The organism is Clostridium kluyveri DSM 555 (assembly GCF_000016505.1).
Taxonomy (GTDB): Bacteria; Bacillota; Clostridia; order Clostridiales; family Clostridiaceae; genus Clostridium_B; species Clostridium_B kluyveri.
This window is the reverse complement of sequence record NC_009706.1, coordinates 1,519,269-1,535,337: the sequence shown is the minus strand read 5'-3', so window position 1 is coordinate 1,535,337 and position 16,069 is coordinate 1,519,269. Positions and strand designations below refer to the sequence as shown.

At 32.2% G+C, this 16,069-nt stretch carries 10 protein-coding genes, 1 pseudogene and 1 riboswitch; of the genes and pseudogenes, 3 read left to right on the top strand and 8 right to left on the bottom strand.

The genetic code is table 11. From position 1 onward, the window contains the following. Positions 1-106 precede the first annotated feature (106 nt). Entirely contained in the window at positions 107-1,438 is a 1,332-nt protein-coding gene (spoVB, locus tag CKL_RS07300) for a stage V sporulation protein B (RefSeq protein WP_012101875.1), read from the top strand. Here spoVB and CKL_RS07295 read toward each other — a convergent pair. The 6 genes from CKL_RS07295 to CKL_RS07270 all read right to left on the bottom strand — a co-directional run bounded on the left by CKL_RS07295 (position 1,433) and on the right by CKL_RS07270 (position 10,758). After that, positions 1,433-3,058 carry a putative polysaccharide biosynthesis protein gene (locus CKL_RS07295; RefSeq protein ID WP_012101874.1) on the bottom strand — a complete coding sequence of 542 codons (1,626 nt, stop codon included), beginning with the start codon at positions 3,056-3,058 and terminating at the stop codon, positions 1,433-1,435. The genes spoVB and CKL_RS07295 overlap by 6 nt on opposite strands. A gap of 43 nt (positions 3,059-3,101) precedes the next feature. Continuing rightward, positions 3,102-4,061, bottom strand: a complete 960-nt coding sequence (locus tag CKL_RS07290; protein ID WP_012101873.1) for an RluA family pseudouridine synthase — start codon at positions 4,059-4,061, stop codon at positions 3,102-3,104. Positions 4,062-4,305: 244 nt separating this feature from the next. Further along, the gene (locus CKL_RS07285) at positions 4,306-5,478 is read right to left on the bottom strand and encodes a M20 metallopeptidase family protein (RefSeq protein ID WP_012101872.1); all 1,173 of its coding nucleotides are present in this window, start codon (positions 5,476-5,478) and stop codon (positions 4,306-4,308) included. A gap of 28 nt (positions 5,479-5,506) precedes the next feature. Further along, the gene (locus CKL_RS07280) at positions 5,507-7,588 is read right to left on the bottom strand and encodes a cell division protein FtsA (protein WP_012101871.1); all 2,082 of its coding nucleotides are present in this window, start codon (positions 7,586-7,588) and stop codon (positions 5,507-5,509) included. Positions 7,589-7,755: 167 nt separating this feature from the next. Then, on the bottom strand, positions 7,756-9,531 hold the full coding sequence (locus tag CKL_RS07275) for a methyl-accepting chemotaxis protein (RefSeq protein ID WP_012101870.1): 1,776 nt from the start codon (positions 9,529-9,531) through the stop codon (positions 7,756-7,758). Positions 9,532-9,966: 435 nt separating this feature from the next. After that, entirely contained in the window at positions 9,967-10,758 is a 792-nt protein-coding gene (locus CKL_RS07270) for an ECF transporter S component (RefSeq protein ID WP_012101869.1), read from the bottom strand. A 140-nt stretch (positions 10,759-10,898) separates the two neighbouring features. Further along, positions 10,899-11,015: riboswitch (THF riboswitch) on the bottom strand. A 281-nt stretch (positions 11,016-11,296) separates the two neighbouring features. On the opposite strand from CKL_RS07270, the gene CKL_RS07265 reads away from it, so the two are divergent. Together CKL_RS07265 and CKL_RS07260 are read left to right on the top strand one after the other, a co-directional pair. After that, positions 11,297-11,845 carry a hydrolase gene (locus tag CKL_RS07265; RefSeq protein WP_012101868.1) on the top strand — a complete coding sequence of 183 codons (549 nt, stop codon included), beginning with the start codon at positions 11,297-11,299 and terminating at the stop codon, positions 11,843-11,845. A gap of 113 nt (positions 11,846-11,958) precedes the next feature. Beyond that, positions 11,959-12,877, top strand: a pseudogene (locus CKL_RS07260) (hypothetical protein). A 271-nt stretch (positions 12,878-13,148) separates the two neighbouring features. Here CKL_RS07260 and CKL_RS07250 read toward each other — a convergent pair. Together CKL_RS07250 and kdpB are read right to left on the bottom strand one after the other, a co-directional pair. Beyond that, positions 13,149-13,781: a K(+)-transporting ATPase subunit C gene (locus CKL_RS07250; RefSeq protein ID WP_012101865.1), complete on the bottom strand. Its 633-nt coding sequence runs from the start codon at positions 13,779-13,781 to the stop codon at positions 13,149-13,151. 231 nt (positions 13,782-14,012) lie between these two features. Beyond that, a complete protein-coding gene (gene kdpB, locus CKL_RS07245; protein ID WP_012101864.1) occupies positions 14,013-16,067 on the bottom strand; it encodes a potassium-transporting ATPase subunit KdpB in 2,055 nt (684 codons plus the stop codon). Between the last annotated feature and the right edge of the window lie 2 nt (positions 16,068-16,069).

Below are 16,069 nucleotides of genomic sequence, written 5' to 3'. Positions count from 1 at the left end.
CCTCTTAATTATTAATTTAAGAAGAATATACTGCATGTTATCATCATAATTATTAATATTAAATAATTATATCTAAAAATACTATAATTTAAAAACAGGAGTTTTTATGAAAAGAGACCGATTTTTAAAAAGTTCACTTATTTTAATTTTTGCAAATTCAATCACCTCTGTATTTGCATTTATATTTTCTATAATATTATCTAGAAAACTAGGTGCAGAGGGCATGGGCCTTTATGGGCTTATAATGCCTGTATACGACTTATTTGTATGTCTGCTATCGGGAGGTATGGTAACAGCCTTATCCAAAGTAGCCGCTGTATATTTTAGCAAAGACGATTTTAACAATTTAAATAACTCTATAGATGTATCTCTTACCTTTAATTCCGTATTAGCTACATTTATAGTATGTATAATATTTATAAATGCCCCTTACATAGGAATAAAAATAATAAAGGATCCAAGAGCTATACACGCCATTCAAGTTATGTGTCCCGGTATATTTTTTATAGCCCTTTCTTCCATACTTAAAGGTTATTTTTACGGAATATCAAAGGTAAAAATACCAGCTATTATAGATATATCTGAAAAATTTTTAAGAATTGCCTTAATAGTAATTATAATATCTTTATTTTCCTTAAAGGATATAAGGAGTACTGTAACTGCAGCCTATGTGACCTTAGCCATTGGAGAATTTATAAGTTTTTCTATCTTATACATAATGTATAGAATTAAAAAGAAAGGACTAAAATTTAATTCTTCTTATTATGAAGATAAACTACAACTTTTATTTAATGTACTTGTTATATCCTTCCCTCTCTGTCTAAATGGATTTTTAACTACAGCACTTTCTGCAATTTCCACTTTAATAGTGCCAAGAAGACTTGTAGCTTCAGGTATAGAATATAATCTAGCCTTAAGCATGATAGGTAAGTTTGACGGTATGGCTCTTAATATAATATTTCTGCCTATTACCATTATAAATTCCATGTCCATAGTGCTGATTCCGGATTTATCTGAAAAAATGAGTAACAGGGATTATTGGGCCATAGAGCGCAGAGTGTCTCAGATAATAAAGATATCTCTTTTTCTGGGTATTGCCACTATGATACTATGTATTACCCTGTCTGGATATTTGGGAGAATTATTTTATAAAAGATATGATCTTGACTCCTACATAAAATTTGCCGCACTATCTGCTCCTGTGGTATTTGTCTCCATTTCCACTTTCGGTATTTTAAATGGCATTGGAAAGCAAAATATAATACTTAGAAACTCCCTTATTTCTTCTGTTATAGAGCTTATATTAATATACATACTTACAGGCATACCATGGATAAACATATATGGATGCGGTATAAGTTTGATTATAACCTATTTTACTATTCTTATTTTAAATATGCATGAAATTATAAAGGAAAACTTCTATGGTCATTCATAGAAGTTTTCTCTTTAAGAATGCTTTTCTCAATATAAATTTAGGCATCAACTTAGTTACTCTAACCGGCATTGACTGTATATCTCTGCTGTCTATACCTCCCACCAAAACTAATGCAATAGCGTATGTTGCCATTCCAACTAGTATGGATATTATAGTTGACAGAGCATTTGATATATATTGAAATTTTATAAACAGGGATATATAATTTATGGAGGAATACACAAAAAACACTACGGCCCCCATCACTGCAGAAGCCAGTGCAGGTCTAACTGCATGACTTATGAGACTCACCTTCACTCCTAAGGATTTCTTAATAATTCTATGATTTAAAGTTATAGGTATAATAAATCCTAAAATGCTTCCTGCTACTGCTCCCAATATGTTTATTTCAGGTATTGAAATCAGATAATAATTTACACATATTTTTATTGCTATACCTAATATGGAATAAAAAGTAGCAGTAAAAAGTTTTCCTATACTCTGCAGTATGGTAGTCTGTATTTGCATAATAGACATAAGTACAAGTACAATGGCACCCCAGGTCATAATATAAGAACCTTTTCCAAACTTAAGCATGGAAAATACAGGTCCACTTAAAACGGAAAGTCCCACTGCACAGGGCATTGCAATTAAAAAACAAAGTCTCAAAGAATAATTTATATTATCTTTTATCTTCTTTCCATTTTTAATAGCCACTGCTGCAGATATAGCAGGAAGTATTGCCATGGACAGTGAAGATATTATAGAGATTGGAACATTTAAAAGCTGTTGATATTTTGTAAGATAACCATAGAGTATAGTTGCCCTGGTTTCATCTATTCCTCCAGTCATAAGCCTTATTTTTGTATTCCATAAATCTACTATATTTCCAGCATAGGTCATGCCCACACACAAGGTTATGGGTAGTCCATATATTATAATTTTCCTCACAAGTTCCCGGGTAGTGAGTCTCACATTGTCAACCTGCAGCGCACCCTCTGGGGCTTTAAATTTATTATTTTTTCCATAACACATAATTAAAAAACTGGCAGAAGCTAAAGCTCCTAGGGATGTTCCCATGGTTCCTCCAGCACAGCCTGCTTCCACTCCATATCTCATTAAATATGCAGCAAATACAAGAGTAAATATTGTATTTAATATTTGTTCTATTACCTGAGATACTGCAGTAGGAGTCATATTTCCCCGTCCCTGAAAATACCCCCTGTAAGCTGAAGCAATAGAGGTAAATAATATGGCTGGAGCAAGATTTATAAGGGATAAATACACTCCTTTGTAATGGGTTGCTTTAGCTAAAGGCAATGCAAAAACCATAAGAAACATGGCCATTACTATACCTAGGATTACTAGAATAAATCGTGCTATCTTAAATGCTTTAGCTGCATCTCTATAATTTCCAACTGCAGCAAGTTCAGATATAAGTTTTGATATGGCTACAGGTATGCCTGAATTGGCAAGTACAAAGATAAATGCATATATCTGATAGGATGCGCCATATAATCCATAACCCTCTTCTCCAATTATTTTCATCAATATAGGAATGTATAACACAGATAATACCTTTACTAACATTCCTGCCATAGAAAGTATGGCAAAACCTTTAGTTGTTGATTGTTCTTTCATAATTTAAAACTCCCTGTCAAAAAACTTGCAAAACAATAAATATTTAAAATTTATTAAATATATCATTTTTTATCTTTTTAAATATAGGTGGAAGCTTTTCTGATATAGTTTTGTTATTCATATAACTTAACTTTCCATTACAATCCTTAAAAATTACCTTATAGGCGTATAAATACTGATAGGTTAAACCATACTTGTTATAAAAAAAACTATTTATTTTAGATATGCCGTATTTAGTATCTCCTATTATGGGATTTCCTAAATGTGCTAAATGGGTCCTCAACTGATGACTTCTACCTGTAATTAGCTCTAATTCCGCTAAAGAATAAGTACCGCAGGTATGAAGAACTTTTACATCCATAGATATCTTTTTAGTATTCTTTTTAGGTGAATCATATACATTTGAAATATTATTTTTTCTATCTTTTAATATATATCCTTCATAAATACCTTCATTTATTCTTCCCTTCACCAACGCCTGGTAATATTTTCTTATATTTCTCTCTCTTATTATTTCATTTAACAATTTCAACGACTCATAGTTTTTTCCATATATTACTATACCTGAAGTATTTCTATCCAGCCTATTACAGGGAGAAGGAGTAAATGTAACTTCTGTTTCCGGTTTAAAATCTCCCTTGTCATATAAATAAGATAATACATAATCTGTTAAAGTCACATCATCAGTCTTTTTATCTGAATGCACTAACACTCCCGGCCACTTTTCCACCAGAATCATATTTTCATCTTCATAGGTTATCTTCAAAAAATTACTGTTTACCTTATTAAACTCAAAACTTTTCCCCTTGGAAATTATATATTGAGCTTCTACTATATCCTTATCCATAAGAAAATACTTCTCTTTAGTCTTTTTTCCATTTACTTTAATATCGCCTTTTCTTATAGCCTTATATATGCCGCTTATAGGTACATCCCGAAGCCATTTTCTTAAAAATTTATCCAATCGCTGACCTGATTCATTACTTCCTATTTCTACTTTCATTTTATCTCTCCTGGTATCTTAAATATTTTTTATTTTGAAACTTTATACCAACAATATTTAATTATATAATACTATTATTGCATAAAGCAATATATAAAATTTATTATATCAAAATTCATATGTAATGTAAGAATACCTTCAGATAGATTTTTTTAAAAATATACCTAAAGTTTAATCATATCTGCAATGAAAACTTTAGGCATAATTTATCCAATATACTATTTGACCATATTAACAATACCACTTATTTCAAAAAATCATAAGCTGCCCTGCACTGTATGGAAACTCCAATAGGAAGGCAATCTTCATCTATATCAAATAGGCTTCCATGAGCTGGATATATTATATTTTTACTTTCATTTCTACAACCTAAATAATAAAATGCAGAAGGCCTTTCCATAGAAAAATAAGCGAAACTCTCCACACCCATACTTGGACTTTCCAGCATTTTTACATGTTCTTCTCCTATTTCCTTATAAGCTGCCTTTAAAATATCTTTAATTACATCATCATCATTATACAGACAAGGATAGCTCTCTTCTATATCTATTTCATACTTTCCTCTCATAGAGTTTACAACACCAAAGGTTATCTCCCTGAGTCTTTCTTTAACATATTCCCTATGTTCAGTTCTCATAGTCCTCATGGTACCAGCTATTACAACTTCTTCTGGTATTATATTTTGAGCAGTTCCTCCATGTATGGATCCTACTGTAATAACTGCCGCATCAGTTGGAGGAAGTTCTCTGCTTACAATTTGTTGAAGTGCTAATATTACATGGCTGCTTATAACTATGGGATCGACTCCCATGTGGGGTCTTGCACCATGGGCTCCCACTCCTTTAATTTTTATGGTAAATGGATTAGAAGCTGCATTTACCACCCCCAATTTTACACCTATATTTCCTACTTCTATATTTTCATCCACATGAAGTCCTATCACCCTATCTACTCTGGGATTTTCAAGTGCCCCTTCCTTTACCATCAGCTTAGCTCCTCCAGTGGTTTCCTCCGCAGGTTCAAAAAACAACTTTACTGTTCCTTTCAATTCGTCCTTTACGCTATTTAAAACTTTAGCTGTTCCTAAAAGTATAGTGGTATGTGCATCATGACCGCAGGCATGCATCTTTCCTTTTACTTTAGAAGAATAGCTGCAGTTTTTATGATCTTCCAGAGGAAGTGCATCTATATCAGCCCTTATACCTATAGTTTTATTTCCTTTTCCCCTTATTATTCCACAAACCCCTGTACCAGCAGTTTCCATATATTCTATACCTATTTTTTTTAAGAATTCTTTTATTTTAAAAGAAGTTCTTTCCTCTTCATACCCTAGTTCAGGATGCCTATGAAGATCTCTTCTTATATCAATTAATTCTTTCTTTATAGACTGTGCCATATTAAAAAAATCTCTAGCCATATTCCTACCTCCAATTATTTATAAAACTCTATTCCCATCCAAGCTCTATTATATCTCCCTGAGACAGCTTATCATAATATCCTGCATTGTTCCCATTTAAATGTAAATATAGTTTTCCTCTTGTCCTGCTTAAATCAAATTCCACATAATTAAATATATCTACAAATATATACTCTTTTTTCTTTTTAAGTACTATATTCTTACCATTTACAGTAACAGTTATTTCTTTTTTATTATCTTCTTTGATTTTATTTATTTCCTGAAAATTCTCCTTATCTTCTTTTGTAATCTTATGTACTTTATCCTCCATTAAATTTTCCCCTATATTACCTGTAATTTGCCCTTTTTCTTCCTGATTTTTTAGTACTCTGTAAATTCTATCTCCTTCATTTATTATATAATTCTTATCCAATTCCTTTCCATTTAAATAGTACATAAATTTTTCACTATCTTGATTATGAAGAGAAACATATTTTTCATAATCTCTCAAAGTTTCCGGAAAAATTATTACTACGTTATCTCCTTCATTTATATTACTGTCTAAACTTACCTTATTCTTATTTATGTAGGCAATAGGCTCTAAATTTTCTATTATATCATTTATAAAAAAACTTGTAGAATATATTTTTTTTATATAATCCTTAATTTTAGGTGAAGCTGCTTCTCCATTAAGGGCATATTTTATTTCTATATTATCCCCTTCCTTCACTTCCTCATCTATACTTTTGGAAAATCCATTTACAGTTATCTCCGCACTAGAAGCCAACGTTCCGAAAGCAACTCTTTTTATTCCATTTAGGGTAAATCTTATGTTATTCCCATTTTTTGCTATCAATACATCAGGACTTATACCAGCATGCAGCATTGCATCCATAACTGTATGCCTATGGGAATCAAAAAGACTTACCACCTTTCCATTTAACATTATATCAATAAAACCATGTCCTAACCTTTTTATGCAAATTAAAGCTATGCCTAAAACCGTAACTCCCGTGCTCCCTAAGGAATTATCTGTGCAAACACAATCCACCACAGCTTCTCTTCCTTTTATTGCAATTCTCTTAAGCGGTATATTTAGCCCCTTAGCTAAAAACTCTTTTAATTTAGGAGTATGTGCTCCACCTCCCACCAAAAAAATAGCATTAGGGGGTTTGCCTCCGTTCAATTCTATTATTTTACTTCCAATTTTATCTGTTATTTTTTTCACAGTAGGAGTTATAAGTTTTACTACATCTTCTGATGATATTTCATTTTCTATACCTAACACATCTGTATAAGTTATATTCTTATGCTTGTCACACTGCCTCTTTATACTTTCTGCAGTATTAAAATCCACTAAATAATTTTGAGCTATAACTTCAGTTATTTCATCTCCCGCCTCTGGTACCATGCCATAGGCACTTATGCTATCCCTATTACTTAATGCTATATCTGAAGTTCCTGCTCCTATATCAATTAGAGCTAGATTCAACAACCTTAAATTTTGTGGAACAGCAGCTTCCATTGCGGCAATAGGTTCCAAAGTTAAATTTACAACGTTAAGACCCACCTTTTCCATAACAGAATATAAACTATCTATTACAGACCTTGGAAGAAAGGTTGCTATAACCTCTGCGGATACATTATTCCCTTTATGACTTAACAGATTACTTATAACATATCCATTTAAATAATAGTTCTTTACACTATACCCTACGCAGTACAATCTTCCCTTAACACTTTCATTTATTTTTTTTTCGGCAGACTTTACCGCAGTTAGTTCCAAACTTCTTATAATATTCCTATCTATCTCTCCTGTATAATCTACTTCTATTTCTTCCTTTACTACTATAGTTCTAAGAAATCTTCCTGCAGCGGCAATAGCCACATCTTTTATTTTCATATTTAAATCTTTTTCAAGTTCACTTTTTATGGTATTTACCACATTTGCCACAAGAGCCACATCATGTATTTGGCCATCAACCATTGCCCTTTCTTCATGCTCTATGCACCTTTCTGCTACTACACGGAATTTTTTATCCTTTAATATCCCTACAGTGCCTATTACAGATCTTGTTCCTATATCCAATGAAAATATTATATCTTGTGAACTAAGATTAGTAATTTCCATAATATTACCTCTTTTTCTATGCTTATTAGGCTCATATTTTAACTATATGAGCCTAATAGAATTATATAATAATATAGTTAAACATTCAATCAAGTGATTTCTAAGGTTCAAGTGAAATTTACTTATGAGAAATACCTTTCTGCATTTGAACCTTCTTCAAATAAAAATTATATTTGAAACTTCTGTATTATTTCATTAAGATCCTGTGCAAGTTTCTCCTGCCCCTTTGTAGTTAAATCTATTTGTCTTATGGATTCTGTATTTTTACGAATACTTTCTTCTATTAATTTAGTATTTTCAGAAGACTTCTGTGCAGATTCAGCCATATTATTTACCGTTTCACTAACTTGATTTATAGTAGCATTAAGTTCCTCAGACATAGCTGCTATTTCCTCAGACATTTTACTCACAAAATTGGCATCACTATAATATTGACTTCCCATTTCACCAAACTGTTCCATTCTAGGATTTACATTTTCATTTATAAATTTTAATATTTCATCACTATTATCAGAAAGATTTTTGAATGCCTTCTGAACTTTCACTATAGTATCTTTTATACTTGTTACTGCACTACCTGACTGTTCTGCCAAATTTCTTACCTCTTCTGCTACTACTGCAAAACCCCTTCCCTGTTCTCCTGCCCGGGCAGCTTCTATAGCTGCATTAAGTGCCAGAAGATTAGTCTGTCCTGCTATATCTGCAATGGTATCTGCCATTACTTTTATATTACTTACTACCTTACCTTCCTTAATAGCTTGTACCATTCTATCTTTCTTTTCATCATATAAGTTCTTAACTTCTAATATAGCACTTTCACCCTTTATTTGAACTTCAGAAGCTCTTTCTTTGGATTTATTGGCATTGCCACTTCCTTCAGTAGCTTTTCCCGCCAGTTCACTCACACTTGAATCAACTTCCTCCATAGATGCGGTTATCTGCATTGAAGAAGAAGTAGTTTCCTCTATACCTAATGTTATATCTTTTACTGCATTATTTATATTCTGTGAATTTAACGATAATTCTTTCACTGCTCTAGAAAGTTCTTCATTTGATACATTAACTTTTTGTACATTTTCTATAAGTGATTTTATCAAATTTTTTATATTTTGTTGGGCAATATTAAGGGCTTTTCCAGTTTTAACAAACTCATCATTTCCTTTTATACCATTCATAGGTAAGGAAAGATTGAATTTTGAAAGCCTTTCTGCAAAGGATTCTATTTTAGATAAAGAATTATTTATATTCCTAGAGGAAAACATTCCAAGAGCTATTGCCGCCAATATACAGGCTATCATTAATATACCTATTGTTATATTATTTTTTATGTATATAGAATTACTTTTTATATTTATATTATTTGTTTTATTGATACTACTATTAATACATTTATCTAAAGTCTTCAAAATGTTATTATTTACTTCTTCCATAACTTCATATTGTATTACTGCCTCATCAAGATTATTACTGTCTACAAACTGTATAATGTTCTCCCTTATTAGAATATACTGATGATGCTGTTTAGTGAAATCTAACCACATCTGTTTTTCATTTGCACTCATTTTAAGTTTTTCAAGAGTTGCAATATTCTTTTCATTTTTAGAACTCATAGTCTTAATGTCATTTTTTAAATATGTTTTTTGGGAAGCATCCCTTACGTAAACTAACTCTAACAGGTCTTTCTCAATTTGTATCAGATTTTGCTTTATGTTATCTGATACAAAAACACTTTGTATTCCAACATTATACATATCCTCTGAATTATTTGTCACAGCTTTTAAAGATAATATCGATATAATACCAACTATTGCTATAAACAATGCAACCAAAGTAAATTGTAAAATCAATTTTGTTCTCACCTTGGATTTTTTAAAAAATTTCATGACATTAGTAAGCTCTGAGATTAATTTTGTTCCCGTTTTAGCTTTTTCAAAAAATTTCATAACATTTCACCTCACAATAAAATTATTTTAACTTTTTCAAAATGAATAACAACTCAAATATACTAATATATCCATTAGTTACTTAATTTAAAAATACTTTATCTTGTTAAGCTTTTAGATATAGTTAATATTAAAGAGGCTGTATCTTATTATACATAATAAAATACAGCCTCTAGTCTCTCTAGTTAGCATATTTTTAATAATCCGTAATTAATATTTACCTTTTTATACAAACGCTACAATTAGCTAATATTCCCAGAGTCCGTTAAAGTAAAAGTAATGTAATTATAATACTGAACTTAAGTTTTTGTCAATCATATACACTCTTTTTATATACTAATTTACATTAATTTTAATATACATAATATTTATAATGTATATTAAAATTTCACTTTACATATTGTATTTATATTTATCGGATAAACTAAATTCTTTTTAAGCCTTTTTAACTACTCTACTATAAAATAAATTATAGGAATATAGAATTATGCATACTATATAAGAATTAATTGCAGTCATAAGTAAAGTTTCAACTATTCTAGGTATCCATAAGAGCATAAATCCTTTAGCTATAAGAGCTGGAGTGAATATAAGTAGAATATAGGTATTTATAGTACATATAAAAATTCCCGAAATGCCTAAAACAATTACCATCTTAAAATAGTAATTGTTTATAAAACTATAGAACTTGGCTGAATTTTTATTAATAAATAGATTTATAAGCAAAATTAAAATACCTATGATACCTATCAGCATAAATCCATAGCTAAAGTATTGAGATTTTTTGCCTAAAAACATAAATAGCCTGTTTAAAGTAGTATTAGACATAAATTTTATTATAATAAAATTTATAAAACCTATTAGAAACAGCAATATAAAAAATATACTGTAATAATTTCTAATTTTGTAATTGCTTTTATTTCTTATGATCCTCCACAGCACAGCAGGTAAAATACCTGCTATTATATTAGTTATGGTAAACAGAGGAATATATCCACCCATAGGTTTCATCATATATCCAAATACATCTATCAATCCCCCTGCAATTCCCCCATATAGCGGACCAAAAATAAGTCCCGGTGCTGTGTAACATATGGCATCAAAGCTTATTCTCATGGTTAATATACCTCCTGCAGCCACAGTTATAGCAAAGGGTCTTAAAACAATTGCAATAGCAATAAAAACTGCTGTAATAACAAGAAATCTTAAATTCATTCTGCTTTTCACATATTTTACCTCCAGTATGTTATAATTTAAATCTAATTTACACAGAAAGTTAATTTAATTTTTTCACAGAACCACCTCTTTTCTCTTTAATGCAGCCACACTAAAGAGAAAAGAAATAAATATTAAGATCTCTTTAATATAACAGCGGAAGCAATATTATATCGTAAGCTTTAAATCTTATATAACAAGTATTTAAGCTTTTCGTTTAGAGACAACCTCCCATTCTCTAACACTTTACGCATAATATTTACTCTGCTACTTTGAATCAATTATACAAAATAAGTCAAGCATTGTCCAATATAGTAATTTTATTACATTTATCCCGCAGTTACCCTATGTAGAATAAGTTCAGTTGGTATCTCTTTTTGATATTTTACCTGTGAACCAATCTATAGTTTTCCACCCCCATTTAAAATAGCATATTGAACTCTATCTCTATCATATATTTTTGATTATTTTATTGTATAATAAAATAGATTATAAATGATTTTTACTGTAAAGTTTAATTAAGCTATATTAAAAAAGGAGAGATTATTTAATGGATAAATTTACTTTAATCCAAGAAGAATCAGCATTAATAGTTATTGACATTCAGGAACGTCTGATTCCAGCAATGCCCACTTCCCAAAAAGTAATTGAGAATACCAATACCTTACTATCTGTCTCCAATAAGTTAGAGATTCCCACAATTATCACCGAACAATATCCAAAAGGTCTTGGAAAGACAGTTCCAGAAATACACTACAATATTAATGAAGTATCAGTCCATGAAAAAATTACTTTTTCCGGCTGCACTGATGAAGTAATTGATACCTTAAAACAATCAGGAAAAAAGAAAATCATTATTACAGGAATGGAAACCCATGTATGTGTTTTCCAAACAGTTAGAGATTTACTTGCTCGTAATTATCAGGTGTTTGTTATAAGTGACGCTGTATGTTCTCGTACAAAAGAAAATTACTTAAACGGTCTATCCCAAATGTCGGCAATGGGAGCTGTGATAAGTAACACCGAAACGGTGTTCTTCGATTTGTTGAAAATGGCAGGAACACAGTTATTTAAGGAGCTATCGAAGTTAATCAAGTAAAATAAAATAGCTGTCAGTTACTGAATGATCCTTTGAAACAACAGCTCAAAGGATTTTGAAGTAACAACTAATATCAAAAGATTAGTGATTGAATTATTTTGGAGGTTATAGTAATGAGAAGTTCTGAAATTATACTTAAATATGGATGCAATCCACATCAAAATCCATCAAGAATTTATGTAAAAGATAAAGTACTACCATTTGAAATTTTGAATGGTAAACCAGGTTATATCAATTTTATGGATGCTTTTAATTCATGGCAATTAGTGAAAGAGTTGAAACAAACATTAGGATTACCCTCAGCAGCATCTTTTAAACATGTAAGTCCAGCTGGTGCTGCAGTGGGTCTCCCTTTAAATGATGTATTAAAAAAGGCATATTCTGTTGAAGATATTGAATTATCTCCTGTGGCTTCTGCTTATGCCAGAGCCAGAGGTGCAGATAGAATGTCTTCCTATGGTGATTGGGCAGCTATAAGTGATATTGTGGATGTATCTACTGCAACAATTTTAAGTAGATCTGTTTCAGATGGAATAATTGCTCCAGGATATACAGATGAAGCCCTAAAACTTTTAATGAAAAAGAAAAAAGGAAATTACTGCATTATTAAAATGGATTATGATTATGAACCTGAAAATATAGAAAGAATGGTATTTAAGGCAACATCCTGCTGTGCTCAGTTTATCTTTCAAAGAAGGCGTTTCAACACCAAACAAAGATAATGTCATAGAACAATACTTAAGAGATGATATTACTAAAGTGGAGATAAAAGAATGGAATAAAGTGCTTAATAAAATACCTAATAGACTGACAAAGGAAGAAAAAACATCTTGGCTATTTAATTTATCCGGAGTATGTTTAGCTTCAGATGCATTCTTTCCATTTAGAGATAACATTAATAGAGCATCTCAAAGTGGTGTAAAATATATAGTCCAGCCTGGTGGTTCACTGAGAGATGATATAGTAATAGACGCATGCAATAAATATAATATGGTAATGGCTTTTTCAAATATACGATTATTTCACCATTAAAAATTACATACCCAAAATATTTTAAAGTTTACAATTCATAATTTTTGAAACAGCCTGCATACATAAAACCCCCTTAGTGATTTTTATTTGATTAGCCATGAGCATAACACTAGATATTCACCATTTGACAGTTTATTATATTGCAATTTAAAAATATACCTAAAGTTTATATAAATTATACTTTTTAATGAAAACTTTAGGTATATTTCATTAAATTTTTTATTATGTTAAGCCATTATAAAAATTTAAAAACAAGACATCGACATTTCGCTTATTTCTTATTAAACAATCCCAATTCCTTTGCAATGTCCAAGTTTACCTTCAGTACATTTACTGTTTTCTCTCCAAAAACACCAAAGGCTTTGCCTTGCGTGTTATTTTTAACAATTGTCTCCAGCTTATCCTTTGATAAACCAGTACTTTTCACTAAGGCTAGAATTTGAACAGCAGCGGACTCAGGACTTATATGTGGATCAAGACCAGAGCCAGATGCCGTCAATAAGTCTGTGGGAATATCCTCTTTTTTAATAGAAGGATTTGCCTTTAAAAATGCATCTATATCCTCCTGTACACGTTTGACCAGTTCGGGATTGGTAGGCGCATAATTTTTTGACCCAGACCCAACTCCAGCATAATTACCACTGTCTTTGTCTTCTCTGATGTAGGTATTATAATTGACTGCTGAGGGACGACCTTTCATAAACCTGCCATCTGTAAAATCCTGACCTATAAGAGCAGAGCCAATAGCTTTACCATTTACTATCACCAAACTTCCATTAGCTTGCTTTGGAAATATTACCTGACTGATGCCTGTGAGAATCAGAGGGTATGCTAGCCCACATACTAATAACAGCACCAGCGTAACCAAAAATGGTTTTTTTATTCCTTTAAAAAATGTACTCATTTTATCACCTCCTGTTCTAGACCTAAGGGTGTTATGGTAAGATATTTCTTTATCGGCTTTTTTAATGGATTCACTCTTCTTATCACATTCAGAATATTCCAACTGCTCAAGATCATAATAGTCTACTATCCTTTTATAGATATAGACCACTAAAAAGCCAATTGCCATAATACCCACATTCTTTAAAAAACTATCCATAAAAACCCACTCCTTTTCCCCAAAAAGAACTTTTTATAGGCCAAAGGCCGCAAGCAAAGGCGTAATAATAAGATCAATCACTTTGATTCCTACAAAAGGTGCTATAATTCCTCCCAGACCATAAATCAACATATTACGGGTGAGCAGCTTTTCAGAACGCTGTGGTTTATATTTAACCCCCTTCATAGCAAGTGGAATTAGACACGGAATAACAACAGCATTAAAGATCAACGCGGCCAGAATTGCACTATAGGATGTAGACAATGACATAATGTTCAACATATTCATCTGAGGAATGACCCCCATAAATATAGCAGGTATAATTGCAAAATACTTTGCTACATCGTTGGAAATACTAAATGTAGTTAATGAACCTCGTGTAATTAAAAGCTGTTTTCCGATTTCTACAACATCCAATATTTTAGTAGGATCGGAATCCAAATCTACCATATTGGCTGCTTCTTTTGCCGCAGAAGTTCCACTGTTCATTGCAATACCCACATCTGCCTGTGCCAGTGCTGGGGCATCATTGGTACCATCACCTGTCATAGCAACCACCTTGCCCTCAGCTTGCTCAGCTTTAATAGCCTCAATCTTATCCTCCGGCTTGCATTCTGCAATAAAGCTGTCCACACCGGCTTCCTGTGCTATAGTAGCTGCCGTTAAGGGGTTATCACCGGTACACATTACAGTTTTGATTCCAATAGCCCTAAGTCTTGCAAAGCGCTCTACAAGCCCAGCTTTTATAGTATCTTTCAAATAAATAACTCCTAAAACCCTGTCATTTACACAAACTACCAGAGGAGTACCACCAAGCTTTGACACTTCCCTTACCTGCACAGCTAAATCCTTTGGAATCACACCACCTAATTCCCGAACATATTTCCCAATTGCGTCAGAAGCACCTTTGCGGATTCTTGTGCCATCTGGAAGCTTCACGCCACTCATACGTGTCTGCGCAGTAAATTCTATGAACTCCATACCAGGTATATCTTCATTTTGTATCCCAGTAAGCTTTTCACCAAGCCCTACAATGGATTTTCCCTCTGGAGTGTTGTCTCTTAAAGAACTTATAACAGCATAATGAATTAACTCCTGCTCTTTCACATCTCCTACAGGGATAAATTTTGATGCCATGCGATTTCCGTAAGTTATAGTTCCAGTTTTATCTAAAATCATAGTATCCACATCTCCACAGGCTTCCACTGCTTTACCGGACATAGCAATGACATTAAAACGGGTAACACGATCCATACCCGCGATACCAATTGCAGACAGCAGCCCTCCAATAGTTGTGGGAATAAGACATACAGTTAATGCAACAAGTGTGGAAATAGGAATATGCACCCCCACATATACCGCTATGGGATAAAGAGTAACAATAACAATTAAAAAAATAATGGTTAAACTTACCAGTAATGTATTTAGCGCAATTTCATTCGGTGTTTTTTTACGTGAAGCACCTTCTACCATGGTAATCATTCTATCAAGAAAGGACTGCCCAGGCTCAGAAGTAATTTGTATCTTCAACCAGTCACTTACTACCGTAGTACCGCCAGTTACGAAAGCAAAATCTCCTCCGCTTTCCTTCACCACAGGAGCGGACTCACCAGTAATAGCGGATTCATCTACAGAGGCAATTCCCTGAATTACCTCACCGTCATTTGGAATAAATTCTCCCGCCTTCACTAAAACCATATCACCCTTTTTTAGCATGCTGGCATTGACAACAGTCTCTTTTCCATCGTCACTTATAACACGGGCCTGCATGTCTTTTTGAGTTTTCTTCAAACTTTCAGCCTGTGCTTTTCCTCTGCCTTCTGCAATTGACTCTGCAAAGTTTGAAAAAAATACTGTGATGAGTAAAATAAAGGATACTACTATGTTATATAAACGCAGGTTATTCCCCTTATCCCCAAAAATATCCGGGAAGAATGAAAGGAGAATAGTCACCACAAAACCCACTTCTACCACAAACATAACAGGATTTTTTACCATATATTTGGGGTTAAGTTTCTTAAAGGCTCCAAAAATGGAGGTCCTAAGAATATCTTTTGTAATAAATTTTGTTTTTGTATCTTTGCTCATGA